At 67.6% G+C, this 25,478-nt stretch carries 20 protein-coding genes, 2 tRNA genes and 1 pseudogene; 10 read left to right on the top strand and 13 right to left on the bottom strand.

The window, feature by feature from the left end; genetic code table 11:
- Positions 1–2: 2 nt before the first annotated feature.
- Positions 3–896 carry an MBL fold metallo-hydrolase gene (locus ASD21_RS13700; RefSeq protein WP_056441987.1) on the bottom strand — a complete coding sequence of 298 codons (894 nt, stop codon included), beginning with the start codon at positions 894–896 and terminating at the stop codon, positions 3–5.
- Positions 897–995: 99 nt separating this feature from the next.
- On the opposite strand from ASD21_RS13700, the gene ASD21_RS23950 reads away from it, so the two are divergent.
- The gene (locus ASD21_RS23950) at positions 996–1,148 is read left to right on the top strand and encodes a hypothetical protein (protein ID WP_156390625.1); all 153 of its coding nucleotides are present in this window, start codon (positions 996–998) and stop codon (positions 1,146–1,148) included.
- Positions 1,149–1,155: 7 nt separating this feature from the next.
- Here the strand turns inward: ASD21_RS23950 and ASD21_RS13695 are convergent, their stop codons facing one another.
- Positions 1,156–1,566: a TIGR01244 family sulfur transferase gene (locus tag ASD21_RS13695; RefSeq protein ID WP_056441984.1), complete on the bottom strand. Its 411-nt coding sequence runs from the start codon at positions 1,564–1,566 to the stop codon at positions 1,156–1,158.
- 619 nt (positions 1,567–2,185) lie between these two features.
- On the opposite strand from ASD21_RS13695, the gene ASD21_RS13690 reads away from it, so the two are divergent.
- Positions 2,186–5,356 (top strand): TonB-dependent receptor, encoded by a 3,171-nt coding sequence (locus tag ASD21_RS13690; RefSeq protein ID WP_056442450.1) that lies wholly within the window; start codon positions 2,186–2,188, stop codon positions 5,354–5,356.
- Positions 5,357–6,174: 818 nt separating this feature from the next.
- Here the strand turns inward: ASD21_RS13690 and sppA are convergent.
- Together sppA and ASD21_RS13680 are read right to left on the bottom strand one after the other, a co-directional pair.
- The gene (gene sppA, locus ASD21_RS13685) at positions 6,175–7,962 is read right to left on the bottom strand and encodes a signal peptide peptidase SppA (RefSeq protein WP_056441981.1); all 1,788 of its coding nucleotides are present in this window, start codon (positions 7,960–7,962) and stop codon (positions 6,175–6,177) included.
- 178 nt (positions 7,963–8,140) lie between these two features.
- Positions 8,141–8,217: transfer RNA gene (locus ASD21_RS13680), tRNA-Pro, on the bottom strand.
- A 150-nt stretch (positions 8,218–8,367) separates the two neighbouring features.
- On the opposite strand from ASD21_RS13680, the gene ASD21_RS13675 reads away from it, so the two are divergent.
- Both ASD21_RS13675 and ASD21_RS13670 read left to right on the top strand, forming a co-directional pair.
- Positions 8,368–8,441, top strand: a tRNA-Gln gene (locus ASD21_RS13675).
- Between the two features lie 588 nt (positions 8,442–9,029).
- Positions 9,030–9,458, top strand: coding sequence for a MucR family transcriptional regulator (locus tag ASD21_RS13670; RefSeq protein ID WP_012285398.1), 429 nt, complete (start codon positions 9,030–9,032; stop codon positions 9,456–9,458).
- 130 nt (positions 9,459–9,588) lie between these two features.
- Here the strand turns inward: ASD21_RS13670 and ASD21_RS13665 are convergent, their stop codons facing one another.
- The 4 genes from ASD21_RS13665 to ASD21_RS13650 all read right to left on the bottom strand — a co-directional run bounded on the left by ASD21_RS13665 (position 9,589) and on the right by ASD21_RS13650 (position 14,198).
- Positions 9,589–10,923, bottom strand: a complete 1,335-nt coding sequence (locus ASD21_RS13665; protein WP_056441979.1) for a hypothetical protein — start codon at positions 10,921–10,923, stop codon at positions 9,589–9,591.
- A 59-nt stretch (positions 10,924–10,982) separates the two neighbouring features.
- Entirely contained in the window at positions 10,983–11,333 is a 351-nt protein-coding gene (locus tag ASD21_RS13660) for a hypothetical protein (protein WP_056441976.1), read from the bottom strand.
- A 56-nt stretch (positions 11,334–11,389) separates the two neighbouring features.
- Complete coding sequence (locus tag ASD21_RS13655; protein WP_056441972.1) at positions 11,390–11,941, bottom strand: GNAT family N-acetyltransferase; 552 nt, start codon at positions 11,939–11,941, stop codon at positions 11,390–11,392.
- Between the two features lie 139 nt (positions 11,942–12,080).
- The gene (locus tag ASD21_RS13650; protein ID WP_442856973.1) at positions 12,081–14,198 is read right to left on the bottom strand and encodes a S9 family peptidase; all 2,118 of its coding nucleotides are present in this window, start codon (positions 14,196–14,198) and stop codon (positions 12,081–12,083) included.
- Positions 14,199–14,393: 195 nt separating this feature from the next.
- Between ASD21_RS13650 and ASD21_RS13645 the strand changes: the two genes are divergently transcribed.
- Both ASD21_RS13645 and ASD21_RS13640 read left to right on the top strand, forming a co-directional pair.
- Complete coding sequence (locus tag ASD21_RS13645) at positions 14,394–15,248, top strand: trypsin-like serine peptidase (protein WP_056441966.1); 855 nt, start codon at positions 14,394–14,396, stop codon at positions 15,246–15,248.
- A gap of 89 nt (positions 15,249–15,337) precedes the next feature.
- Positions 15,338–15,525: pseudogene (locus ASD21_RS13640) on the top strand (CsbD family protein).
- A 63-nt stretch (positions 15,526–15,588) separates the two neighbouring features.
- On the opposite strand, the gene ASD21_RS13635 reads toward ASD21_RS13640, so the two are convergent.
- Positions 15,589–16,524, bottom strand: coding sequence for an alpha/beta fold hydrolase (locus tag ASD21_RS13635; protein WP_082554757.1), 936 nt, complete (start codon positions 16,522–16,524; stop codon positions 15,589–15,591).
- A gap of 118 nt (positions 16,525–16,642) precedes the next feature.
- Between ASD21_RS13635 and ASD21_RS13630 the strand changes: the two genes are divergently transcribed.
- Positions 16,643–17,428 (top strand): helix-turn-helix domain-containing protein, encoded by a 786-nt coding sequence (locus tag ASD21_RS13630; protein WP_056441959.1) that lies wholly within the window; start codon positions 16,643–16,645, stop codon positions 17,426–17,428.
- A 155-nt stretch (positions 17,429–17,583) separates the two neighbouring features.
- On the opposite strand, the gene ASD21_RS13625 is transcribed toward ASD21_RS13630, so the two are convergent.
- The 4 genes from ASD21_RS13625 to ASD21_RS13610 form a co-directional block, all read right to left on the bottom strand.
- A complete protein-coding gene (locus ASD21_RS13625) occupies positions 17,584–18,033 on the bottom strand; it encodes a MaoC family dehydratase (RefSeq protein WP_056441956.1) in 450 nt (149 codons plus the stop codon).
- Between the two features lie 123 nt (positions 18,034–18,156).
- Positions 18,157–19,170, bottom strand: coding sequence for a nucleotidyltransferase family protein (locus ASD21_RS13620; RefSeq protein ID WP_056441953.1), 1,014 nt, complete (start codon positions 19,168–19,170; stop codon positions 18,157–18,159).
- Between the two features lie 62 nt (positions 19,171–19,232).
- The gene (locus ASD21_RS13615; RefSeq protein ID WP_056441950.1) at positions 19,233–20,771 is read right to left on the bottom strand and encodes an acyl-CoA synthetase; all 1,539 of its coding nucleotides are present in this window, start codon (positions 20,769–20,771) and stop codon (positions 19,233–19,235) included.
- Positions 20,771–22,441 carry a GMC family oxidoreductase gene (locus tag ASD21_RS13610; RefSeq protein WP_056441945.1) on the bottom strand — a complete coding sequence of 557 codons (1,671 nt, stop codon included), beginning with the start codon at positions 22,439–22,441 and terminating at the stop codon, positions 20,771–20,773. Before ASD21_RS13610 ends, ASD21_RS13615 begins: the two co-directional genes overlap by 1 nt.
- A 265-nt stretch (positions 22,442–22,706) precedes the next feature.
- Between ASD21_RS13610 and ASD21_RS13605 the strand changes: the two genes are divergently transcribed.
- The 3 genes from ASD21_RS13605 to ASD21_RS13595 all read left to right on the top strand — a co-directional run bounded on the left by ASD21_RS13605 (position 22,707) and on the right by ASD21_RS13595 (position 25,476).
- Positions 22,707–23,591, top strand: a complete 885-nt coding sequence (locus ASD21_RS13605) for a crotonase/enoyl-CoA hydratase family protein (protein ID WP_056441941.1) — start codon at positions 22,707–22,709, stop codon at positions 23,589–23,591.
- Positions 23,592–23,762: 171 nt separating this feature from the next.
- Complete coding sequence (locus ASD21_RS13600; RefSeq protein WP_056441938.1) at positions 23,763–24,257, top strand: GAF domain-containing protein; 495 nt, start codon at positions 23,763–23,765, stop codon at positions 24,255–24,257.
- Between the two features lie 88 nt (positions 24,258–24,345).
- Positions 24,346–25,476 (top strand): GNAT family N-acetyltransferase, encoded by a 1,131-nt coding sequence (locus ASD21_RS13595; RefSeq protein WP_056441935.1) that lies wholly within the window; start codon positions 24,346–24,348, stop codon positions 25,474–25,476.
- Positions 25,477–25,478: the final 2 nt, after the last annotated feature.

The raw sequence follows: 25,478 nt of genomic DNA, 5'->3' as shown, positions 1-25,478 counted from the left end.
CCTCAGACCAGCCGATACAGGCTGTCCAGCCCCGGCTCGCCGTCACAGCCGACCCGCCCTTGCTTCACCAGCAGCAGCATATGGGCCAGCACCGACATGGCGGCGGCCGGGTGCAGGCGCGGGTCGACGGCGGCGTAGAGCGTGGGGACCATGGCCTTGATCGTGGTCGGCCCCTGGGCCAGGGCCGCCAGGACCTGAGCCTCGCGGGCGCGCCGGTGGTCGGCATAGGCCTGGATGAACGGCGCCACGTCGCGGACCGGCGAGCCGTGGGTCGGCCACAGGGTGTCGAACCCCTGGGCCCGCACCTTCTCCAGGCTGGCGAAATAGTCGCCCATGTCGCCGTCGGGCGGGGTGATCACCGTGGTCGACCAGCCCATCACGTGATCGCCGGAGAACAGGGCGTTCTCTTCCTTCAGGGCGAAACAGACGTGGTTGGAGGTGTGGCCCGGCGTGGCCACGGCCCGCAGGGTCCAGCCCGGACCTTCGAAGACGTCGCCGTCGGCGATCTCGACATCGGGGCGGAAGCCCTCGTCCTCGCCGGCCTCCAGCACCAGGCCCGGATCCGGTTCGGCCAGGTGCGGCGCGCGGCGGCCATGGATCGTCGCCCCGGTCGCCTTCCGCAGCGGGCGGGCGAGGGGGGAGTGGTCGCTGTGGTGGTGGGTGACCAGGATGTGGCTGACGCGCTCGCCCTCCAGCGCCGCCAGCAGCGCCTGGAGATGGCCGTCGAGATCGGGGCCCGGATCGATGACCGCCACCGTCCCGCGCCCGACGATGTAGGTGCCGGTGCCGACATAGGTGAAGGGCCCCGGATTGTCGGCGATCACGCGACGGATCAGCGGCGAGACCTGGTCGCAGCGCCCGTATTCGAACTCGATCTCGCGGACGAAGGGGATCATGTCGGCCTTTCCCTGCGGTGTCTGGCCCAGCGGGGTGTGGAGGGAGCCCCGGCGCCGGTCTTGCGGTGAGCGGTCCGTAAACCTCCCGGAGTAACGATCATGGCCGCCGACACCGCGATTTTTGTTTCAAAACGGCTCCAGCGCGCGGCCTTCGCCATCCTCTGTCTCATCGCGGCTCAGTTCGTGCTGGCCAGCTGCGAGCCCGAACCGTCGGCGATGGCGGCCCGGGTCGTTCTCAGCCACCACGACTAGGTCTTCCCTAGACGCCGAGCACGCCCGACAGGTCGTAGCCGGCGTCCGCGCCCTGGCGCACCAGGGTGGCGCGATCGGCCGCGCCCGAGGCGACCTGGCCCAGGGACCAGGTGACGATCGAGCGCGTGCCCGAACGACAGAAGGCCAGGACAGGTCCCTCGGCGCCCTCGACCGCGCGGCGCACGGCCTCGACCTGGTCAGGGGTAGGCCCGCCCCGCACCGGAATATGCACGTAGTCCAGGCCCGCGGCCCGGGCCGCGGCCTCGACCTGGGCGCTCGAGGGCTGGCCCGGCTCCTCGTCGTCGGGGCGATTGTTGATCACCAGAACAAAGCCCTCGCTCGCGGCGCGGCCCAGGTCGTCGATGGCGATCTGAGGGCTGACCGAAAGCGAGTCGGTTACACGTCGGAACGCGGTCATGGGGTGTCTCTCGCGGGGGAGGGCTGGGAAGGGGGCGCGCCGAGGCGACTGTTGCTCATCATCCCGACACTTAGGCGCCCGTGCAACGGTCGGCGGCGGTAAAATGTGTCCGAAATTTGGGCGACGCGCGGGAGGAATTTCTCGCAGATGGTCAGTGTTCAGCATTTGATAGCGATAACAGGGCTGTTTCTTGGGGTGATTTCCCGAATGTCAACACGATGGGGGGCGTTTTGACCTGTTTTATTGTCGCGTCTGGTCGAAAGGCCGCCCGTGGCGGGAATGGGGCGAATTTGCCTTTCAACCCAACGGGATACGGGGGGTGAGACCCGTGTTATCGATCGGTTTGTGGAAAATCTGAGCGGCGTTCGTCGGAAATGAGGCGATCGTGTTGCGATAATGCGACAGCCTGGGGCGATGTTATTACGGATCGGTAATGGCAATTGACCGGCGCGCGGCGCGCCTCCTAACGTCACCCCAACCGGGGAAATGTTTTCCGGGACACCTAAGTTCTCGTGGTGGAGTTGGGGCAAAAACCCGTACAGGCCGAACGTAACGCCCCCGAAAAGGGCGCGTGCGGGCGGTCGGGGTGCTTCGCCATGCTAGAGGGGATATTATGAAGATGACTTCCACCAAGGGCGGCGCTCGCGCGCGTCTTTTGACGTCGACGCTGCTGGCCGGCCTGGCCACCGTCGCCGCGCCGCTGGCCCTGACCGCGGTCGCCACGGCGATCCCGACCCTGGCTAGCGCCCAGGACTATTCGAGCGGCACGCTGATCGGCACCGTCAAGGACGCCAACGGCGCCCCGGTCGCCGGCGCGACGATCGTCGTCAAGTCGCTGGCCCAGGGCTTCGAGCGCAACCTGACCACCGACGCCGACGGTCAATTCCGCGCCGCCCTGATCCCGTCGGGCGGCTATTCGGTCACGATCAACAAGGCCGGCTTCCAGCCCACCAGCGACGGCAACGTCAAGGTCAGCATCGGCGCCGCCTCGAACTACGGCTTCACGATCAATGAAGCCGGCGCCGAAGTGTCGGAAGTCGTCGTCACCGGCACCGCCAACCCGCAGCTGGACTTCGCCGGCACCACCACGGGTCTGGTGGTCGACGTCGAAACCCTGACCAAGCAAGTCCCGATCGCCCGCAACGTGACCGCCCTGACGCTGCTGGCTCCGTCGGCCGTCCCCGGCGACACCGTCGGCACCTTCGTCAGCCAAGGTCAGTCGCAAGCCGCCGTCGGCGGCGCGTCGATCGGCGAGAACGTGTTCTTCGTCAACGGCCTGAACATCACCAACTTCGTGAACGGCATCGGCGCCACCCTGGTGCCCTTCGAGTTCTACAAGTCGGTTGAAGTGAAGACCGGCGGCTATCCCGCCGAATTCGGCCGCGGCACCGGCGCCGTGATCAACGCGGTGACCAAGTCGGGTTCGAACGACTTCACCTTCGCGATCCACGGCAACTACGAGCCGAACAGCCTGCGCGAGAAGGCTCCGAACACCACGATCACCCGCAACTCGCTGGTCAATCGTACGGACAAGAGCTTCATCGTCGAAGCCGGCGGCCCGATCATCAAGGACCACCTGTTCTTCTACGGTCTGGCCAGCTTCCAGAACCTGGAAACCACCACGGCGACCAACTCGACCACCGGCATCGCGAAGAGCACCTATGTCGAGGACCGCACCGCCGACCCGTTCTACGCCTTCAAGCTGGACGGTTACATCACCGACCGCCAGCACGTCGAGTTGACCTATTTCGACACCAGCCGTAAGCGCAAGCGCGACAGCTACAACTACCTGCTGGCCAACGATGAGATCCTGCCGGGCCGCACCAGCGCCAATACGCTCTATCAAGGCGGCGAGAACTATGTCGCCCGCTATACCGGCACCTTCACCGACTGGCTGACCCTGTCGGCCGCCTACGGTCGTTCGGAAGTCGACAACGCCTCGGTGGGCAACCTCTTCAGCCAACCGCTGGTCCAAGACGCCCGTATCGGCACCGCGGTCACGATCAGCAACCAGAACGCCTCGGCCACGACCTTCCCGTCGCTCGCCGAACGCGAATTCTATCGCGCCGACGCCGACCTGTACTTCAAGCTGTTCGGCAGCCACCACGTCCGCTTCGGTTACGATCGCGAAAACACCACCCTGACGCAGTTCTCGGTGCGTAACGGCGGCCGCAACTACACCTACCGCAAGGCCGGCGCCGCTGGCGCTCTGGGCGGCGCGGTCGCGGCGGGCCAAGAGTACATCGAGGGCCGCAAGTTCCAGACCGGCGGCGGCTTCGACGGCGTCAACAAGGCCTATTACATTCAGGACGCCTGGGACATCAACGATCGCCTGACCCTGGGCATCGGCGTCCGTAAGGACCAGTTCTCGGTGGCCGATCCGAACGGCAACGTGTTCTCGTCGTTCGACAACGAAATCGGCCTGCGCGGCAACTTCACCTACGACGTCTTCGGCGATCGTAACGACAAGCTGTACGGTTCGTACGGCCGTACCTACCTGCCGGTCGCGTCCAACACCGCGTTCCGCGCGGCCAGCCCGGCCATCGACATCTCGGAGTTCTGGCTCCCGGCTGGCGGCAGCGCGACCTTCGGTGCTCTGACCCCTGGCACGGCTCTGCCCGCGGCCGGTCTCGGCGCGGAAATCCAAGGTGGCAGCCTGGTCGCCTGTCCGGCGACCGTCGGTTCGGCGGCTCCCGTGGGTCAAAAGTCGTGCAACGTTCGCAACAACGGCACCTCGCCCGACGCGGACGCCATCGCGGCCCATAACCTGAAGTCGACCTATCAGGACGAATACATCCTGGGCTTCCAGCACCGCTTCAACGAGCTGTGGACCGCCAACGTCAACGTCACCTATCGCGATCTGGGTCGGATCAGCGAAGACGCCCTGCTGGACTACGGCATCCGCAACTGGTGCGCGGCCAACGGCTACGCTCTGAACAACGCCGGCGGCACCGGTTGCGCCGACGTGTGGTTCGGTGAACACCAGTACCTGATCATCAATCCGGGCAGCGACGTGAACATCACGCTCGCCGACCCGCTGCCGGGCGAGACCACGATCAAGACGATCACGGTCACCGCCCAGCAGATGCAGTTCCCGAAGGCCAAGCGCGAATATCTCGGCCTGGAAATGAGCTTCGAACGCGCGTTCGACGGCAAGTGGGGCCTGCAGGGTTCGTACACGATCTCCGAATCGAAGGGTAACTTCGAAGGGGCTTCGCGTTCGGACAACGGTCAGACCGACGCCGGCATCACCGTCGACTTCGACCACCTGGCGTTCATCCCGGGCACCTATGGTCTGCTGCCGAACCACCGCGGCCATCAGATCAAGCTGTTCGGTTCGTACGCCGTGACCGACGACCTGCTGATCGGCTCCAACCTGTCGGTGATCTCGCCGCGCAAGTACGGCTGCATCGGCAACGCTCCGACCGGCTCGACGCCGGACGCCGACATCGCCAACGGCAGCTACGGCGCCGCCGCTCGCTTCTGCAATGGCAAGGTCGCGAACCGCGGTTCGGTGTTCGAAGGCGAGTGGGTCACCCGCTTCGACCTGTCGGCCCGCTACACCGTGCCGTCGAAGTTCATCCCGAGCCTGCCCTACATGGACAAGGAAGAAGGTGGCCTGGTGCTCCGCGCCGACATCTTCAACGTGTTCAACCTGGACGCCGGCATCGAGAAGGACGAGTTCGGCGAACAATCGGGCGCCGTTGGGTCCCACAACCCTGACTACCAGAAGGTCACGGCCTACCAACCGCCGCGTTCGGTTCGCTTCGGCTTCGACTGGGCGTTCTAAGCGGTTCATCGCTTGAGACTAGGAAGGCGGCGGGCTCTCACGAGCCCGCCGTTTTTCTTTGGGCGCTTGCCTGGATCCCGAGGCGTCCATGCTCGGCGGATAGCGGGCAAGGTCCAGCGATTTCAACGTCTTGAACTTTCTGGACCTATTTGATCCTCACCCTTTCGAACCGCCCGCATAATGATCCCACCTGAAGGCACGGGGAGGGCGCACGTACGGCGACCGCTGCGGCCTCGGGGGTGGTCGAGCGGGAAGCGTTTGTCGGTGGTCCTTCGGTGGACGCCTTCGCGACGGTTCTGGGCAGGTTCCTTGCAACACAGGACGAAGCCCAGGCGGCGGGGGATCGGCGAGAGCGGCAGGTGCGGGCTGAAATCGCCCGCACGGTCCAGGACGCGCCAACGTCCTGCCCGTCGGGGGCCTCCATCGGAGCGGGTTAAGAATCCGCGATCCGAAGGCTTCCGGATAACGGCCGCGCGAAGCGCCTGAACTTCGTCGAAACGGTATTCAAAACTGCAAATCATCCGGGCGAGGCCCGGGCGCTTCGCACCCTCCCCACCAGCTCAGCGGGCTTCCGCGTGAGGCGGCGAAACCATGCATCCAAGGCCCTCCCCCTGTGGGGGAGGTGTCGGCGAAGCCGACGGAGGGGGGAGTGATCGGCCGATGGCCGGATCCATGTCGGCGACCCCAAACCTCCCCCCACCGGCCTCCGGCCGCCTCCCCCCATGGGGGGAGGGCCTTGGATCCCTGGGGACCGGGCACGAAAAAGGGCCGCCCGGTCGCCCGGACGGCCCTTGGTCCTCGCCTAACGAAAGCCGAGCCTAGTGAACCGGCGTCTCGGCCAGCACCGAGGCCCCGCTGGGGGTCGAGCGCAGCCGGGCCTTGGCCATCTCGTCCAGGATCGATTGCGAGCGCGGATCGCCCAGCAACCAGGCCGAGGCGGCCAGGGTGCGCATCGAGGTCTCGCTGACGCCCAGCGCCTTCTCCAGGGCCTCGAACGGCGACTTGGAGGCGCCGATCTTCTTGAGCTTCACCTCGCCCTTGATCCCGGCCAGGCTCTTGGCCTTGTCGACGGCCTCGTAGAAGCCGCCCAGCTCGTCGACCAGGCCCAGCTGCTTGGCCTGGACGCCGGTCCAGACTCGGCCCTTGGCGATTTCGCGCACGCGCTCGACGGGCAGCTTGCGGCCTTCGGCCACGCGGCCGACGAAACCGACATAGATGCGGTCCATCCAGGCGGCGAACTTGGCCCGCTGGTCGGGGGTGAACTCCTGGCTCGTGCCGAACGCGCCCGAATAGTCGCCGCCCACATGCACCTGGCGGGTGTCGACGCCGAACCGCGCCAGGGCGTCGCCCAGGGCGAACTTGCCGCCGAACACGCCGATCGAGCCGGTCAGGGTGGTGGGCTCGGCGACGATCGCCGAAGCGCCCGAGCTGATCCAGTAGCCGCCCGAGGCGGCGTAGGTGCCCATGCTGACCACGATCGGCTTGTTGGCCTTCTTGGCGGCCTTCACGGCGGCCAGGATCTGCTCCGAGGCCGTGTCCGAGCCGCCGGGCGAGGAAACCCGGAACACGATCGCCTTGACGTCCTTGTCGTCGATGGCGTCGTACAGCGCCTTGGCCACCTGGTCGGAATAGATGGTGCTGTCGCCGCCGAACGGCGAACCGCCTTCGCCGCTGCCGGTCATGATCGCGCCCTCGGCCGAGACGACCGCGATGGTCGGGCCGGCCTTGGGCGGCGTACGCTTGGCGCGCGAGACGTAGTCGTCGAAGTCCACCAGCTTGGCGCCCTTGCCGGCGCGCGACAGCATGGCGTCCTGGGCCTCCTTGACCTGGCCGACGCGGTCGATCAGGCCCTTGGCCTTGGCCTCCTCGGCGCTGTAGGGGCCGGCTTCGATCGTCCTGATCAGGGCGGCCGGATCGACCTTGCGGTCCTGGGCGGCCGTCGTCAGGGCCGTGGTGTAGACCGAGCCCATCCACGACAGCGTCGATTCCCGGTGGGCCGGCGTGTAGTCGCTATAGAGGTAGGGATTGACCGCGTTCTTGTACTCGTAGCGCTGCTCGTAGTCGGCCTTGACGTCGTACTTGTCGAAGAAGCGCTTGAAGAACATCTCCTCGCTGGACGCGCCCGTCGCCTGCAGCGAGCTGTCGGGCTGCATCCAGAACTCGCTGGCCGCCGCGCCGAGCATGTAGGTCGAGGTGACCAGGCCCGAAGGATAGAGGCCCTGGCTGTGGGCGAAGATCGGCTTCTTGCCGACCGTGCGGAAGTGCTTGAAGGCCAGGCGCAGCTCGTCGGCCGAGGCCGGGGCCATGCCGCCCTCGGGCAGGCGCACCAGCACCGCCTTGACCTTGTCGTCGGTTTCGGCGCGGCGCAGCGTCTCGATGATCGACATCACCGACTGGCCGCCCCCGCCGCCGAAGGCCGCGAACGGGTTCTGCGAATCCTGATCGGAAAGGCCGCCGCGAAGATCCAGCTGCAGCACGGTGTGGGCAGGAACCGGGGCGGGGCGGGCCGCGCCGGCCGCCATGACGATCAGAAGGAAGGGGACGCCGACAAGGAACAACACCAAGCCGACGAAAACGCCGGCCACGGTCATGAGAAACTGCTTCATCGGACGTCCTGCTGCCTATTGTCGCGCAAGCTAGTAGCGACCCTGGCGCGGCGGTCAAATGAACAGCGCGCAACCTAGCGTTCCGGGATCGAACATGACCCCCACGCTGGCGCGGCTCGAGCGACACCGCGAGGGGCGGCGCCGCCAGGCTGTATGTTTGGAAATCTCGGGAAAATAATGGTCGGAGTGGCAGGATTTGAACCTGCGACCCCTGCGTCCCGAACGCAGTGCTCTACCAGACTGAGCCACACTCCGACTTGGAGGGCGGCTTATAGACAGGCCTCGACGGTCTCGCAAGCGACAAAAATCACCTCGAAAAAAGAAGTTCAAAGCGACGTTGCATCCGTCCGACTCCTGCGCTATCTCCACCGCCTCGCCGGGCCCCGAGGGTCTCGCCGTTCCTGCTGGGGAATGGTGTAATGGTAACACTGCGGTTTTTGGTACCGTCATTCTAGGTTCGAGTCCTAGTTCCCCAGCCACTCTCTTCTTCCTCTAAATCAGCTTCCGCTTCGGCGGCCTCCGGGTCGTCGCGCCGCGGCCTGACGCTGAATCGCAGTTTTCCACAGAAATTAGCCCGTGCGTCTCACGCCTGAGATTCGACCGCCGGCGGGCTCGCCGAGCTGAGGCGCGCGCGGTTTGGCGTCTTGAAGTCTTCCAGCATCCGGCGGCGCGACTTGGCCTTTGAAAACCTAGACGGCGTCTGTGATCACATATCGTCGCTCAAGTCGGCTCGGCGGCGACAAGTCTTTGTGTTTCAAGGGCAAGGCCCAGCTTCGACAAGGCGCGCCATTGGAAGAAAGCTGATCTTTGCCTGATCTGCCGACGCCACGAATCATTGCGACGTTGAAACTTTTGTTCGAGCAACATCGGTCTGAAAGGGCTGCTCAGCGACCGGCTAACGAGGCCTTGACCGCTTCTTATGGTTTAGACGCGAGGCGATTTTCTCGTCGTTGTTCTCAAGATTCGCTTGCCTTAAGGGCTTGGCAAGCACGATTACCCGGATTGAGTACTTGTATTTCGACAGGGCGGGTGTATTTCCAAGTCAAGTACCCACCGGAGACACCCTCGTGGAAGACAAGGCTACCCTGATCGAGCTCACTGCCGAGATCGTCGCCAATTACGTGGCCAATAACAGCACGTCGGTTTCCGATTTGCCGGCCCTGATCCGAGCGACTCACGATGCTCTGGCTGGTATTGGTTCTCCTGAAGCGGCTCCCGTGGAAACGGTTACGAAGGCTACGCCGGCTCAGATCCGTCGCAGCATTACGCCTGACGCCCTGATCAGCTTCGAAGACGGCAAGCCTTATAAGACGCTGAAGCGCCACCTGACCACGCACGGCATGACCGTGGCCGAATACAAGGCCAAGTGGGGTCTGCCGAACGACTATCCGACCACCGCCCCGGCCTATAGCGAAGCGCGCTCGGCCATGGCCAAGGCCCTGGGCCTGGGTCAAGGCGGCCGGAAGGCCAAGGCCCCGCGCGGCCGCAAGGGCTGATCCGACCTCTTAGGAGGTTTGGAAATGCAAAACCCCCGCCGGCGACGGCGGGGGTTTTTCTTTGGCCAGGTCGCCTTCGAGCGAAGCGGGAACCGGTTCGCGTGAAGAAGGCGCGTCAAGACAAAGAGCGCTAGCCGATCTTCAGCCGCACGAACGCCATGCCGCCGGTCGGATCGTCGTAGCCGAGCGCGGCGGGGGCGTCGAAGGCGCTGGCCAGGCCGCCGAAGCCGAGCTTGACGGTGTCCGACAGCGGCACGTCGTAGATCGCGCCCACCGACAGCTTGCGCACGGTCGCCGCGCCGCCGTGATGGCCGGCCAGTTCGTCCTGCTCGACCTGCTCGGCGCGGGTGAACACGGTCCAGTGCGGGTCGGGCTTCACGGCGCCTTCGAACAGCCAGGCCTGCAGGGCGTCGCCGGGGATGCGGTCCTTGCGGGCCCAGGCCAGGGTGGCGCTGAGCGAGCCGCCGTTCCCGAACGGACGGGCGTAGAGGGCGCTGAGCGAGGTGCGGGCCTCGTCATCGCCGGGCTCCAGGGCCTCGGGACTGTTGATCCGCGTCCAGCTGGCCTGCAGGGCCCAGTTCGGCGTCGGGTTCCACGAGACGCGGGTCGCGACGCTGTCCAGCCGGCCGGTCTCGATGTCGTAGCGGTTCTGGTCCGGCTCGCGGCCGCGGAAGGCGCTGGCCTCGACCTTCCAGGTCTGGCGCGACACCCCGGCCGTCACCACGCCGAAGGTGATGTGGGTCGAGTCGAACCAATGGTGAGTGATCGGGGCCTCCGGGCTGTCCATGGCCGCCTGGCGGTGCATGAAGGCCGGCGGCCCGAACGCCGGCTCGCCCGGCAGGCCGGCATAGAGGGAACCGTCGAAGCCGCCGCCCAGCGGACGGCTGTAGCTGGCCGCCAGCTCCATGAAGAGGTCGTGGGGGTGCTGGCGGTCGACCAGCGGGGTCTGGCCGTCGGCCGTCTCGCCGGTGGCCAGCAACAGCGGATAGCCGCTCTTGCCCATGAAGGGATCGGGGCTGAGCATGGCCTTGAAGCCGAGGGTCCCGCCGCCGAGCGGGCGCTGGGCCATGCCCATGACCATGCCGGCCAGGAACGCCTTGTCGTCGCCGCGCGGGCCGCCCTGGTCGTCGTACACGCCGTTGAACAGGGCGTGGCCCATCAGCATCCAGCCGCCCTTGTGGACCATGACGCCGTCCATCGGCGAGGCGTCGGGCTGCCAGCTGGTGCCGGAGGCGTCGCGTTGCATGCGATAGGCGCCCAGCGGGCTGCGCATGGGCGTGGAAGCACCCATGGTTTCGGCGTCGACGGCCATGGTCGCCATTTCGGCGTCCGTCATCTGTGCGTCGGACATCCGGTCCATGTCATGGCCGGCATGGTCCTGGGCCTGGGCAGGGGCGGCCAGGCATAGGCTCGCCGCGACGGCGGCGCTGGCCAGCAGCCAAGCGCGAGTGATCTTGGTGGTCATCGGACCGACCTTTCTGAAGCAAGGAAACAATGATCCACGCGGCGGCCGCGCGGAAGGCTTCAGGCGAGGGGTCTGGGAGGGCCGTGTTCCGGCGCCGGGCTCAGGCCGTCGACGGCTTGGCTGAGTGGGGCGAAGGCGATGCGGACGGTCGCGCCCCGCGTCGCGGCCGGGGCGATGTCGCGGGCGGCGGCGGGCAGGCAGCCGGCGCAGCAGCTCATGGCCAGGGCGTCGGGTTTGGACTTGTGGGGCGGGGCCTTGTCGTGGGTCATGCCCGCCATTTCGTCCATGCCCGCCGCTGTCTCGTGGCAGGGCGGGACGGTCCCGGCCTGGGCGGGCAGGGCGCGCAGCGGTCCGCCGACGGCGAACACCGCCGCCAGCAGGATCAGCATCAGGGTGCGAAGGCCGCGCATGACGGGGACCCTAGGCAGGCGAGGACGGCGGGGCAAGTTGCATCGCCGTCATCTTTCTAGACGCCGCGCAACTCCATCCCCGGCGCGTCCGGTTCGCGCGAACCGCCGCCGTTCAGCGGGCGCTGCATCCAGACCAGATCCACCCAGCGGCCGAACTTGTAGCCCATGTCGGGGAAAACGCCCTTCTGCTCGAAGCCCAGCGCCGTGTGCAGGCCGATCGAGGCGGCGTTGCCGCTGTCGCCGATCACCGCGCACATCTGGCGCAGGCCCTGGGCCTCGCAGATCTCGATCACGGCCGACAGCAGCGCCTTGCCCACGCCCTTGCCCACGGCGTCGGGGCCGACATAGACGCTGTCCTCGACCGTGTAGCGATAGGCGGCGCGCAGGCGGAACGGGCCGGCATAGGCGTAGCCCAGCACCACCCCGTCCTGCTCGGCGACCAGATAGGGCAGACCCTTGGCCAGGAAGGCCGCGCGGCGGCGGCCCATTTCGGCCTCGTCCGGCGGGACCTCCTCGAAGGTGCCGAGGCCGTTGAGGACGTTCCAGCCGTAGATGGCGGTGATCGCCACCAGGTCCTTGTCGGTGGAGGGGCGGATGGTGACGCTCATCAAAGTCCTCCCCCCATGGGGGAGGTGTCGGCGCAGCCGACGGAGGGGGGAGTGATCGAACGCCCGACGTATCCCCCCACCGGCGCTGCGCGCCGCCTCCCCCACAGGGGGAGGGCCTTGTTCTTCAACGCCACACCCATCACGCCTTGGCCCATCCCTTGTCGACCGCCCACACGGCGAACGCATAGTCCAAGGCGATCTCCTTGAGGAAGTCGAACCGTCCCGAAGCCCCGCCGTGGCCGGCTTCCATGTTGATCTTGAGCAGGATCGGGGCGCCGCTGGTCGTGTGTTCGCGCAGCCGGGCCGTCCATTTCTCCGGCTCCCAGTAGGTGACGCGCGGGTCCGACAGGCCGCCGGTCGCCAGCACGGCCGGATAGGGCTTGGCCGTGACGTTGTCGTACGGCGAATAGCTGGCGATGTAGTCGTAGGCGTCCTTGTCCTCCAACGGATTGCCCCATTCGGGCCATTCCGGCGGGGTCAGGGGCAGGGAGGTGTCGCTCATGGTGTTGAGCACGTCGACGAACGGCACCGCCCCGATGATCCCGGACCACAGGTCGGGCCGCAGGTTGGTGATCGCCCCCATCAGCATGCCGCCGGCCGAGCCGCCATAGGCCACCGTGCGGCCCGCCGCGCCGTAGCCGGCCGCGTGCAGGTGCTCGGCGCAGGCGATGAAGTCGGTGAACGTGTTCTTCTTCTTGTCCTTGCGGCCGTCCAGGAACCAGCCGTAGCCCTTCTCCGAACCGCCGCGGATATGGGCCGTCGCCCAGATCCAGCCGCGGTCGACCAGGCTAAGGTTGCGGATCGAGAACGACGGATCCATCGACATGCCGTAGCTGCCGTAGCCGTACAGCAGCAGCGGCGCCTGGCCGTCCAGAGCCACGCCCTTCTTCATCAGCACGGTGATCGGAACCTGCGCGCCGTCGGGGGCCTCGGCGTAGAGCCGCCGGGTGACATAGGCGGCCGGGTCGTGGCCCGAGGGGATCTCCTGGGTCTTGCGCAGGACCTTCTCGCCGGTGGCCATGTCGTAGTCGAACCACTGCCGGGGCGTGGTCGGCGACTGGTAGACATAGCGCATCACCGGGGTGTCGAACTCGTAGCCGTCTTCCAGGCCCAACACATAGGCCTCCTCGTCTATGACGATCGGCTTCTCGGCCTTGGTGGCGCGGTCGGTGATGACGATGCGGGTGTTGGCGTTGACCCGCTCGACGCGGACCAGGTGATTCTTGTAGGCGGCCAGACCCGTGATGAAGTGACCGGGCTTGTGCGGGACGAAGTCCTTCCAGTGGGCGCGGCCGGGCGTGGCGATCGGCGCTTCGACCAGCTTGAAGTCGATGGCCCCGTCGGCGTTGGTCAGGATGACGAAGCGGCCGTCCCAGTGCTCGATAAAATAGCGCAGGCCCACGGTGCGCGGCTCGACCACGGTCGGTTCGGCGGTGGGGTCCGAGGCCGGGATCAGCAGGGCCTCGGACGTCTCGTGGTCGCCGGCGCTGATGGTGATGAAGGCGTCCGAACCGGTCGTGCCGACGCTGACGAAGAAGCCTTCGTCCGGCTCGTCATAGACCAGCACGTCGTCCTTCAGCCCGCCCCGCGCGGGGCGCCGGTAGATCTTGTCCGATCGGCCGTTGTCGTCGCGGTGGGTCCAGAACAGCCATTGGGAGTCGGGCGACCAAGCGAAGTCGCCGGTGCTGCTCTCGACGGGCTCCTTCAGGACCTCGCCGGTGGCCAGGTCCTTCACATAGATGTGGTGGACCTCCGACCCCTGGGCGTCCTCGGCGTAGGCGAACAGCTTGTGGTCGGGGCTGTGGTCGGCGGCGCTGACCTGGCTGTAGGCCTTGCCCTTGGCCAGGGCGTCGCAGTCGAGCAGGATCTCCTCGCCGTCCGCCTTGGCGCCCCCTTGGCCCTTCGGCCGGCGCGCGAAGATCGGGTGCTGACCGCCGATGTTGAAGCGCGAATAGTATTCGAACGGGCCGTCGGGGACGGGGACGGAGGCGTCGTCCTCCTTGATGCGGCCCTTCATCTCCTCGAACATCGCCGCCTGCAGGCCTTCGGTCGAGGCCAGCATGGCCTTCACATAGGCGTTCTCGGCGGTCAGGTGGTCCTTGACCTCCGGCTTGATCAAGGTCGGATCGCGCAGGACCTTCTGCCAGTTGTCGTCCTTCATCCAGGCGTAGTCGTCGACGCGGACGCGGCCCAACTGCTCGGTGCGTTTGGGGATCTTCTGAGCGACTGGCGCGACAGGCGGGGGAGACTCTGGCATCATGCTCTCGGATAAGGCGTTCTCGGGGGGGATCACCGACACCGACGTAATGACAGCGGCCGCGCTCGTCATCATTTTGCGCCGGTTCATGGTGAGTTTTTCCCCCTGATGCGTCAGAACGCCAACTTGTGCGCCTAGACGGCGCTGGTCAAACTGACCCTCGCGTAGCGTGAATCCGGGGGCGTGAGGGCATAGATGGCTTGGGACCTGTCGGTCGACCTGATCCAAGCGACCGTGCAGCTTGAACAGCCGCTCGGCGACGGATCACGGACGGTCGGCACCGGCTTCCTGATCGAGGATCCCACTCCCGACGGCCGCCCCCGCACCATCCTGGTCACCGCCGCCCACGTCTTCGACAAGATGCCCGGCGTCTCGGCCAAGATCGGCTATCGCATCCAGAGCGCCGACGGCGTCTGGCGCTATGATCCCCACACCCTGAAGATCCGCGACGGCGACCACGCCCTGTGGGTCAAGCATCCCACCCGCGACATCGCCGCCATCGAGGTCGAGGCCCCGCCGGAGTTCACCAAGGCGGCCATCCCCCTAGCCTGGCTGGCCCAGGACGACACCTTCAACAAGTACGGCCTGGGCCCCGGCGACGAGATGATGGCCCTGGGCTTTCCGCGCGGCCTGTCGGCCAATCCGGCCGGCTTCCCGATCCTGCGTTCGGGCCGGGTGGCGTCCTATCCGCTGGCCCCGGCCAGCGTGTTTCCGACCTTCCTGATGGACTTCTCGGTGTTCCCCGGCAATTCGGGCGGGCCGGTGTTCATGGCCGAGGGCGCGCGCCGTCGACCGGGGTCGACCGAAAGCCAGGAGGTGCAGTTCGTGGCCGGCATGCTGACCCAGCAGGTCGAGCTGTCGGGCGAGCGCCTGGAAATCGGCATCGTCACCCACGCCAAGTACATCCGCGAGACGGTCTCGTTGCTGGACAAGACGGCCGGTCCGCCGGTGATCCAGGCCAGACCCGCCAAGCCGATCGAACCCTCCAGCCAGGCGGCGAGCCAGGCCGCCGCGGCGGTGTCCGCCACCGCCATGGCGGTCGGCCGGTAGGCCGCCTCACTGTAGGATAGGCGACACAGGAACCTCGCTCCGGACCTTCCCGTTTCTAGGGGGAGTTCAAATTCAGCAGGAGCGAAACCATGAGCACCAACCGAGTGGAAGGCGCCGTCGACAAGGGCATCGGCGCGGTCAAGGAAGCCGCCGGCAAGGCGACCGACAACGAACGCCTCGAAGCCGAAGGCGCGGCCCAGAAGGCCAAGGGCGACGTTCAGAACAAGGTCGGCCAGGCCCAGGACAAGATCGGCGACGCGATCAAGCGCTAGCTTGAGGCGGAACTGACGAAACAGAGGCCGCGGGAGCGATCCCGCGGCCTCTGTCGTTTCACGGCGGGTCAGCTCTGGGCGAAGGCCAGGATGTCGGCGTTCAGCCGCTCGATGTGGGTGAACATCAGGCCGTGCGGCGCGCCCTCGTAGACGATCAGCCGCGCGGCGGGCACGAGGGCCGCATAGCGACGGCCGCTGACCTCCAGGGGCGTCGAGGCGTCGCGGTCGCCCTGGATGATCAAGGTCGGAATCCGGATCGTCTTCAACTCCGCGCGCAGGTCCATGGCCGTGGCCGAGCGGTTGCACTCGACCAGGGCCTTCATCGACGTGCCCAGCATCATGCCCCGGATCCAGTCCTTCATTTCCGGCGAGGTGGTCGGGGTCAGGAACGGGCCGCTGTTGGCCTCCAGCCAGCGCGGATAGTCACGCAGCAGCACGTTCTGGCGAAATTGCTCGAACATTGCCGGATCGAGGCCGTCGGGATTGTCGGGGCGGCGCGCCGGACAGGGGCCCATCGGCGCCAGGAGCAGCACCTTGGCGATCCGCGCGTCGCCGTGGCGGGTCAGGTAGCGGGTGATCTCGCCGCCCGCCATCGAATGGCCGACCAGCACGACGTCCTTCAGATCCAGGGTGTCGAGCACGGCGGCCAGGTCGTCGGCCAGGGTGTCGTAGTCGTAGCCGCGTCCCGGCGCGTCCGAGCGGCCGTGGCCCCGGCGGTCATAGGCGATGCAGCGCAGGCCCTGGTCCGACAGGGCGGCGGCCTGATAGGCCCAGGCCTCCGAGGGCAGGCCCCAGCCGGCCAGGAACACCACCGGCCGGCCCTCGCCCCAGTCGCGGTGGAACAGGCGCGCGCCGTCGCGGGCCACGATTCCGCTTCGCGCGGCGGCGGGAGCGGGGGCCGGGCGCGGCGCGGCGGTCGACGGGCCGGCGGCGGTCAGGGCGGCGCCGAGGCCGGTCAGCAGGGTCAGGGTCCGGCGGCTGGGCTGGTGAGCGAGAGCGGTCATGGCGATCTCCGGCGAGGCGCTCGTCGTTCGAGCCTCCTCAGCATCGGAGCGGCCGCGAGCCTGGTCGATTACGCCGGAGGTAATGGCGAAGGGGCCGGCTTGGTCCTAGCCTGGCCTTATGACCACCACCGTTCCCACCTTCGGCGAGCGCCTGCGCGACTGGCGCCAGAAGCGGCGCCTGAGCCAGATGGACTTGGCGCTGGAGGCCGAGATCTCGACCCGGCACCTGTCGTTCCTGGAGACTGGCCGCGCCGCGCCCAGCCGCGACATGGTGTTGCGCCTGGCCGAGCGGCTGGAGGCGCCGTTGCGCGAGCGCAACGCCCTGCTGCTGGCGGCCGGCTTCGCGCCGATGTTCCCCGAGCGATCGTTCGATGATCCGGGCCTGGCGGCGATGCGGACGGCGGTGGAGGCGGTGCTGCACGCCCACATGCCGTTTCCCGCCCTGGCCGTCGACCGGCGCTGGACCCTGCTGGCCTCGAACGCGGCCGTGGCGCCGCTGCTGGCCGGGGTCGACGCCAGGCTGCTGGAGGGGCCGGTCAACGTGCTGCGGCTGAGCCTGCATCCGGACGGGGTCGCGCCGCGGATCGCCAACCTGGCCGAATGGCGCGGCCACATCCTGTCGCGCCTGCGCCGGCAGCTGGCCGAGAGCGGCGACGCCGAGCTGGCCGACCTGATCAGGGAGCTGGCCGCCTATCCCGGCGGCGAGGCCCATCCGCGCGCCGGCGACGGGGCGATCGCCGCGCCCCTGCGGCTGAAGACGGCGGCGGGTGAGCTGTCGTTCCTCAGCGCCACCATGACCTTCGGCGCGCCGCTGGATGTGACGGTGGCCGAGCTGGCCATCGAGACCTTCCTGCCCGCCGACCCCGCCACGGCCGCCGCTCTGCGGACCATGGCGGGCGGGTGAGGCTTAGGCGCATTGGCCTTCACCGTCTGGGTGAAAACCTCGTCCTTCGACAAGCTCAGGATGAGGTTTTTCCACGGCTCGGATTTGTAAATGGTCCTCATCCTGAGCTTGTCGAAGGACGAGGACCACGCACCGAGCCTGGATGTCGATCAGGCTTAGGCCCCGTAGATGATCGAGATCGTCTCGGCCACGCAGGCGGGGCGCTCCTCGCCCTCGATCTCGATGGTGCATTCGTTCTTCATCTGCAGGCCGCCGGCCTTGGGCTCGACGGCCAGCAGCTTCTGGCGCATGCGCACCTTCTTGCCGACCCGGACCATGCCGGTGAACCGCACCTTGTCGCAGCCGTAGTTGATGCCGCGCGTCACGCCGGTCACCCGCAGGATGCCCGCCCCCAGCATCGGGATCAGCGACAGTGTGAGAAAGCCGTGGGCGATCGGGCCGCCGATCTCGCGGGTCGCGCGCTCGACGTCGACATGGATCCACTGGTGGTCGCCTGTCGCCTCGGCGAACTGGTTGACCCGCTCCTGGCTGATCTCGACCCAGTCGGAGACCCCGATCTCCTGGCCGACCAGACCGGCGATGTCGGCGTAGGCGACTTCCTTCATGGCGTTTTGCTCCCGCATGCTTCTTGTAAACAGTTGTTTGATTGGTCGCACGGGAGAGCGGGGCGGGCAAGCCTCGGCCTCGAAGGTTGGCGCCTCCCGGGTACGGCGACGCCCTTGGACGGGTCAGACCTCCAACGCGGCTTTCGCCGTCTCCGGCAGCAGACTGACGGCTTCATCCAACAGTTTTCGCCAGGTCTCGCCACGCTCGCGGGCTTCGGCATAGGCTTCGCGCAGGGCGAAGGGATCGTCCTGGGTCAGGGCGTGGATGAGCGCCTGAGCCTGTTCCATATCCTTGCGTCGCTTGGGATCTCCTTGGTCGCGCCTGCGCGAGACGATCAGTTTGTGGACCGCGAAGCGGGCTGGGGCAGGAACACGAACGAGAATCCCATCGTCGTGCAGGATCGCGGCGTCCACGGGATCGCGGAGCAGAAAATCGAGAAACCTCAGCGGCGTCGCATCGGTGTCGAGAGCGGCTAGTCTTGAGGTTTCGGCGTCACCGTCGCCCCGACTCGTCGTGAGCACGTCGACGGCGTAGCCGTCCGGCGTGCGATAAGTCGCGCTCTTCGATGAATCGAGCTTGGGGACCGGCGCGAAGGCTGGGTCGGCGCCGCGCAGCACCTCGAAAAGCGAGCTATCCAAGCCGTCGTCCAGCGCGACCGAGACGCCGTAGTCTTGGGCGATATCCAAGTCGGTCGTGCGCACGGCCTGGAACGGCAAAATAAAGCCCAGCAGCGCGCCATAGGTTTGAAACGCCACGGTGCCGACCAGGACCGCGCGGAGGCGGAACGCCCCCGCCGTGCTCAGGGCGCGAAGAATACGAGCCGACCGTTCGTCGGGCGCATGGAGCCCAGCGCCGCGCAACGCGCGGACAATCCTGCGACGGCCGTCCGCCACGACCTTCGCGGCCTTGGCGGCTTCGATCGTCGCGATCAATTCGGGCGTTTCGGGTCCAAGATACCGCTCGGCGCGTTCGCCGCGTTCCTGTCGTGATCGAACATACCAATAGAAGCGCCCCTTCCGTTCTCGTCGAAGGAAGCTGGCGCCGTCGCCAAAGGCCGCGATCTGCGCCACGCGAAGTTGGTCGAGCAGATCGGCGACATTCGTATGGATCGCCAGGGGAAGCCGTTGGATTGTCAAGTTGCCACCATTTTCATAATATGGTGGCAAAACCTTTAAAGATCAACATGTCGAAGCGCGGTCTAAACGATCCCGCCCTCGCCCTTGCCCCAATACGCGTCCCGGATCAGCCGCTTGTAGAGCTTGCCGGTCGGGTGCCGGGGCAGTTCGGCCATGAAGTCGATGCGCTTGGGCGACTTCACATGGCTGAGGTTGGCGCGGACGAAGGCCATCAGCTCCTCGGCCAGGGAAGCTTGGTCGACCGATGGATCCAGCGGCTGGATCACCGCCACCACCTGCTCGCCCATCTCCTCGTGCGGGGCGCCGACCACGGCGGCGTCGGCGACCTTGGGGTGGGTGATCAAGAGGTTCTCGATCTCCTGCGGATAGATGTTCACCCCGCCCGAGATGATCATGAAGCTCTTGCGGTCGGTGAGGTACAGATAGCCCTCCTCGTCGACCCAGCCCACGTCGCCCAGGGTGGTCCAGCCATGCTGGTTGTAGCTCTCGGCGGTCTTGTCCGGGGCGTTATGGTAGTTCACGGCCGGGCCGTTGGCGAAGTAGACGGTCCCTTCGGTGCGGACGGGCACGGGCTCGCCGGCCTCGTCGCAGATCCGCAGCTCGCCCAGCACCGCCTGGCCGACGCTGCCCTTGTGGGCCAGCCAGTTGTCGGAATTGATCCAGCAGAAGCCGTTGCCCTCGGTGCCGGCGTAGTATTCGAAGATCACCGGACCCCACCAGGCGATCATCTGCTCCTTGACCGGCACGGGGCAGGGGGCGGCGGCGTGGACCGCCGAGGTGATCGACGAGACGTCATACTTGGCGCGAACCTCCGGCGGCAGCTTCAGCATCCGCACGAAGTGGGTCGGCACGAACTGGCCGCAGGTCACGCCGTACTTCTCGATCAGGGCCAGGGCGGCCTCGGGATCGAACTTCTCCATCACGATCACCGTGCCGCCCAGCTTGTGCACGGTCATGCACCAGCGCAGCGGGGCGGCGTGATAGAGCGGGGCGGGCGACAGGTAGACGCTGTCGCCGCTGAAGCCGAACAGGCCCATGGCCATCATCTGCAGGGCGTGGGGCGCGTCGATCGGCCCGCCGCTCAGCGCCGGCTTGACGCCCTTGGGCCGGCCGGTGGTGCCCGAGGAATAGAGCATGTCCGAGCCCGCCGTCTCGTCGGCGATCGGCGTCGTCGGCATGGCGGCCCGAGCCGCCTCGAAGTCCTCGAACCCGTCCTTGCCGCCGCCCACCCGGAACAGCCGCACGCCGGGGATCAAGGGCGCGACGGCCTGGGCCACCGCGTCCAGGGCCGGGCTGACGATCAGCGCCTTGGCTCCGCAGTCCTTGACGATGTACTCGACCTCGGCCGGGGTCAGCTTGGTCGAGACGCAGGTGAAATAGAGCCCGGCGCGCTGGGCGGCCCAGGCGATCTCGAAGAAGCGGGCGTTGTTGTCCATCAGGATGGCGATCACGTCGCCGGCCTGCAGGCCCAGCGCGCGGAACAGCTGGGCGCCCTGGTTCGAGCGGGCGTCGAGCTCTCCGTAGGTCACCGCCTCGCCCGAGCCGGCCATGATGTAGGCCGGCTTGTTCGGCTGGCTTTGGGCGTGATGGAACGGATGCATCAGACGGCGACCTCGGTCTTGGCGGCCTGGCGGATCATGTCCGAGGCCTTTTCGGCGATCATGATGGTCGGGGCGTTGGTGTTGCCCGACACCAGGCGCGGCATGACCGAGGCGTCGACCACCCGCAGGCCGGTCAGTCCCCGCACTCGCAGTTGGCTGTCGACCACGGCCATCGGCCCGGCGCCCATCTGGCAGGTGCCGACCGGGTGATAGATCGTCGAGCCGGTGGCGCGCGCGAACTCCAGCAGGGCGGCGTCGGTGGCGAAGTCGGCGCCCGGGTTCATCTCGTGGTCGATCAGCGGTGCGATGGCCGGCTGGGCGGCGATCTTGCGGGCCCATTTCAGGCCGGCCACCGTGACCTCCTGGTCCAGCGGATCGGACAGGTAGTTGGCGAAGATCGCCGGATAGGTGGTCGGATCGTCCGACTTGATGCGGATGTGGCCCCGGCTCTCGGGCCGCAGCTGGCAGGGAGCGATGGTCAGGCCCGGCGCGCCCTCCAGTTCCATCTTCTGCTCGTTGAACAGCTTCTCCAGATCCATCGTGGCCGGCAGGATGTGGAACTGGATGTCGGGTTCCGCGAGATCGGGCCGAGATTTGCAGAAGGCGGCGATGTGGGCCGCCGACAGGGTCAGCAGGCCCTTGCGCTGGAACAGGTACTTCAGCGCCTCGGCCGCCAGCCGGCTTCCCTTGCTCTGCTCGTTGACCGAAATCGTTCCGGCCTTCAGGCGAAAGCGCGTCCCGGTGACATAGTGGTCCTGCAGGTTCTCGCCGACGCCGGGCAGGTCGTGGACCACGGCGATCCCGTGCTCGGCCAGCAGTTGGCCCGGACCCACGCCCGACAGCTGCAGCAGCTGCGGAGAGTTGATCGCTCCGCCGGCCAGGATCACCTCGGCCCGCGCCTTGGCGGTGCGGACCACGCCGTTCTGGCTGAACTCGACCCCGACCGCGCGCTTGCCATCGAACAGCACCTTGCGGGCCAGGGCGTTGGTCTCGACCTTCAGGTTCGGACGGCCCATGGCCGGATGCAGATAGGCCACCGCCGCCGAGCAGCGCTGGCCGTTCTTCACGGTCAGCTGGTAGTAGGCCACGCCCTCCTGCCGGGCGCCGTTGACGTCGGCGTTGCGGGGGATGCCGGCCTCGACGCAGGCCTCGACCACGGCGTCGGAGATCGGGTTGGTCTCGGTGACGTCCGAGACGTTCAGCGGGCCGCCGGTCGCGTGCCAGTCGCCGCAGTCGCCGCGCTCCTGGTGCTGGGCCTTGCGGAAATAGGGATAGACGTCGTCCCAGGCCCAGCCCTCGCAGCCCAGCTGCCGCCAGCCGTCATAGTCGGCCTGTTGCCCGCGGATATAGAGCAGGCCGTTGATCGAGGACGAGCCGCCCAGCACCTTGCCGCGCGGCCAGACGTGCGAGCGCCCGCCGGTGCCGGGATCCGGCTCGGTGGCGTACAGCCAGTTGACCTTGGGATCCTTCAGGGTCTGGGCGTAGCCGACCGGGATGTGGATCATCAGGTTGGACATGAACTGGGACGGGTTCTTGGTCGGCCGGTCGTCGCCGCCGGCCTCCAGCAGCAGAACCTTGTGGCGGCCGTCCTCGGACAGCCGCGCCGCCAGCACGCAACCGGCCGAGCCGGCGCCCACAACGATGTAGTCGGCTTCGATGATCGACGTCATCGGATCCTCCCTTTTCCGCCCCGCGTGTCTCCGCGTGATCGGTGATCACTGGAGAATGGCAGGTCTGGCGAGAAGGCCAAGGGTGTCGTCGGGGAAGCCCTGCGTCCTTCGAGGCTTCGCTGCGCTACGCACCTCAGGATGAGGAATTCAGGGCAACCGACTTCCTCATCCTGAGGCGCCCGCGCCGCGGGCCTCGAAGGACGCAAGGCGGTTGCAGGGCATTCATACGCGTGTTTGAGTGCCGCCAAACCCGGAGGAAAACACCATGGCCGCGCCCAGCTTCGAGACCCTGCTCTACGCCGTCGAGGACGGGATCGCGACCATCACCCTGAACCGTCCGGAGAAGCTGAACGCCTTCACCGCCCGGATGATGAAGGAGCTGATCGGCGTCTTCGACCTCACCGACAACGACGACGCGGTGCGGGCGGTGATCGTCACCGGCGCGGGCCGAGCGTTCTGCGCCGGGGCCGACCTGTCGGGCGGCGGGGCCACCTTCGACCGCACCAACCCCCAGGCGCTGGAGCGGGAAGAGGGCAAGGTCGGCGACATCTATCGCGACGGCGGCGGCCGGGTGGTGCTGCGGATGTACGAAAGCCTCAAGCCGATCATCGCCGCCGTCAACGGCGCGGCCGTCGGGGTGGGGGTGACCATGCAGCTGCCCATGGACATCCGCCTGGCCTCGACCGACGCCAAGTTCGGCTTCGTCTTCGCCCGTCGGGGCATCACGCCCGAGGCCTGTTCGTCCTGGTTCCTGCCGCGGTTGGTGGGCCTGCAGACGGCGCTGGAATGGTGCTTCACCGGCCGAGTGTTCAGCGCCCAGGAGGCCAAGGAGCGCGGGCTGGTTCGCTCGCTGCACGCGCCGGAGGACCTGCTGCCGGCCGCCCGGGCCCTGGCCCGCGAGATCGCCGACAACACCGCTCCGGTCTCGGTGGCCCTGACGCGCCAGCTGCTGTGGCGCATGGCCGGCGCCGACCACCCGATGGAGGCCCACAAGGCCGACAGCCGGGCCATCCAGTCACGCGGCGCGGCCGGCGACGCCAAGGAAGGGGTGAGCTCGTTCCTGGAGAAGCGCGCGCCGGTCTATCCGGACAAGGTGTCCAGCGACCTGCCGGACATCTGGCCGGCGTGGGGCGAGCATCCGTTCAAGTAGTTCAAACGGTTGTCATCCCGGGCGGAGCGCAGCGAAGATCCGGGACCGCCGGAAGCGCTGAGTTCACGCGTCGGTCCCGGATCGGCGCGCTGCGCGCTTGTCCGGGATGACAGGGATTAGATGTGGCGCGAAGGGGTCGCATCCGCCGCCGAACGCGCTATATCCCCGCCCATGGCCGAAGCTTTCAACGACAAGACCCTGACCGCCGACAAGGCCGCCCGCTACGCCGAGGTGGCCGACGAGATCGCCTCGGTGCTGGACGGCGAGCCCAACCTGACCGCCCGCATGGCGACGGTGGCCTCGATGCTGGCCAGCAGCTTCGACCACTACTTCTGGACCGGCTTCTACGTGGTCGATCCGTTGAAGGCGCGCGAGCTGGTGGTCGGGCCCTATCAGGGCACGCTGGGCTGCCTGCGCATCGCCTACGGGCGCGGCGTCTGCGGCGCGGCGGCGCAAACCGGCCAGACCCAGCTGGTCGAGGACGTCCACGCCTTTCCGGGCCACATCGCCTGCGACAGCCGCTCGGCGAGCGAGATCGTCGTGCCGGTGTTCGACGCGGCCGGAACGCTGCTGGCGGTGTTCGACGTCGATTCCGACAAGCCCGCCGCCTTCGACATCGTCGACCAGCAGGGCATCGAGACGATCCTGAAGGCCACGTTCGCCTGACAGGGGTATCGGCGCCGGGCAAGGTGGCCCGCCAGTTGCAGCGCCAGCTCCACTATTCCCTAACCGGATCGGTTTAGGACAGGTGGCGATGCTGGACGTTGAGACCCTTCACCCGCGCGATCTCGCCGAGGCCGACGTGCGGCTGTGGCGGGAGATGGCGGCGGCCGAGCCGGCCTTCGCCAGCCCGCTGCTGGGTCCGGACTTCGCGCGCGCCGTCGGCGCCGTGCGCGACGACGCCCGCGTGGCCGTGATCCGTCGCGGGGGGCAGACCCTGGGCTTCCTGCCGCATCACCGTCGTCCCGGCGCCATGGCCCGGGCCATCGGCTCGCCGCTGTCGGACTATCACGGCCTGGTCTCGCGCGCCGAGGCCGGGCTGGACGCCGCCGAGGTGCTGCGCGCCGCCGACCTGACCGCCTACCGCTACACCGGCCTGATCGACCCCCACGGCGTGTTCGGCCGCGGCGAGCGGAAGACCGCTCATGTGATCGACCTGGGCGGAACCGACGCCGAGGCCTATCTGGAGGCCGTCCGCGCCGCCAGTCCCAAGAAGATCAAGAACTGGCGCCGGCTGGACAGCAAGCTCGAGCGCGAGATGGGGACCCTCGAACTGGTCGCCGCCGACCGCTCGCGCGAGGCCTTCGACCAGCTGATCGCCTGGAAGCGCGAACAGCTGGAGCGCACCGGCGTCCATGACTTCCTGCGCCCCGACTGGGTGCGCGGCCTGCTGCTGGACCTGTTCCAGAAGCAGACCGGCCCGTTCCGGGGGCTGATGATCAACCTCTATGCCGGCGGCCAGCTGGTGGCCGGCCATTTCGGGGTGCGGCTGGACGGCGTGTTCCACCCGTGGATCGCCTCGACCAGTCCGGCCCATGGCGAGTGGTCGCCCGGCCAGATCTTCCTCATGCGCGCCATCGCCGCCATGCCGGGCCTGGGCCTGCGCCACTACGACCTCGGCCCCGGCCACGACCACTACAAGGGCGCCTATGCGCTCAGCCAGGTCCAGATCGGCGACGGCACGGCCACGGCCGCGACCATGGCCGGCCGCATGGCCCACTCGCTGGACGGGGTGATGGCCCTGGCCGGCTCGCGGGGCGCGGGTCCGGTCGGACGCCTGACCCGCCGCATGGACGCCATCGCCAGCGTCGAGCTGACCCTGGGCGGACGCATGCGCGGTCTGGTCGACGCGTTCGCTAACCAAGCGCAAAGGCGCGGCGGCTAAGG

The sequence above is a fragment of the Caulobacter sp. Root1455 genome, assembly GCF_001426905.1.
In the GTDB taxonomy this organism is placed as follows: Bacteria; Pseudomonadota; Alphaproteobacteria; order Caulobacterales; family Caulobacteraceae; genus Caulobacter.
Note: the sequence above shows the minus strand (reverse complement) of the source record. Positions and strands in the feature narration are given on the sequence as shown.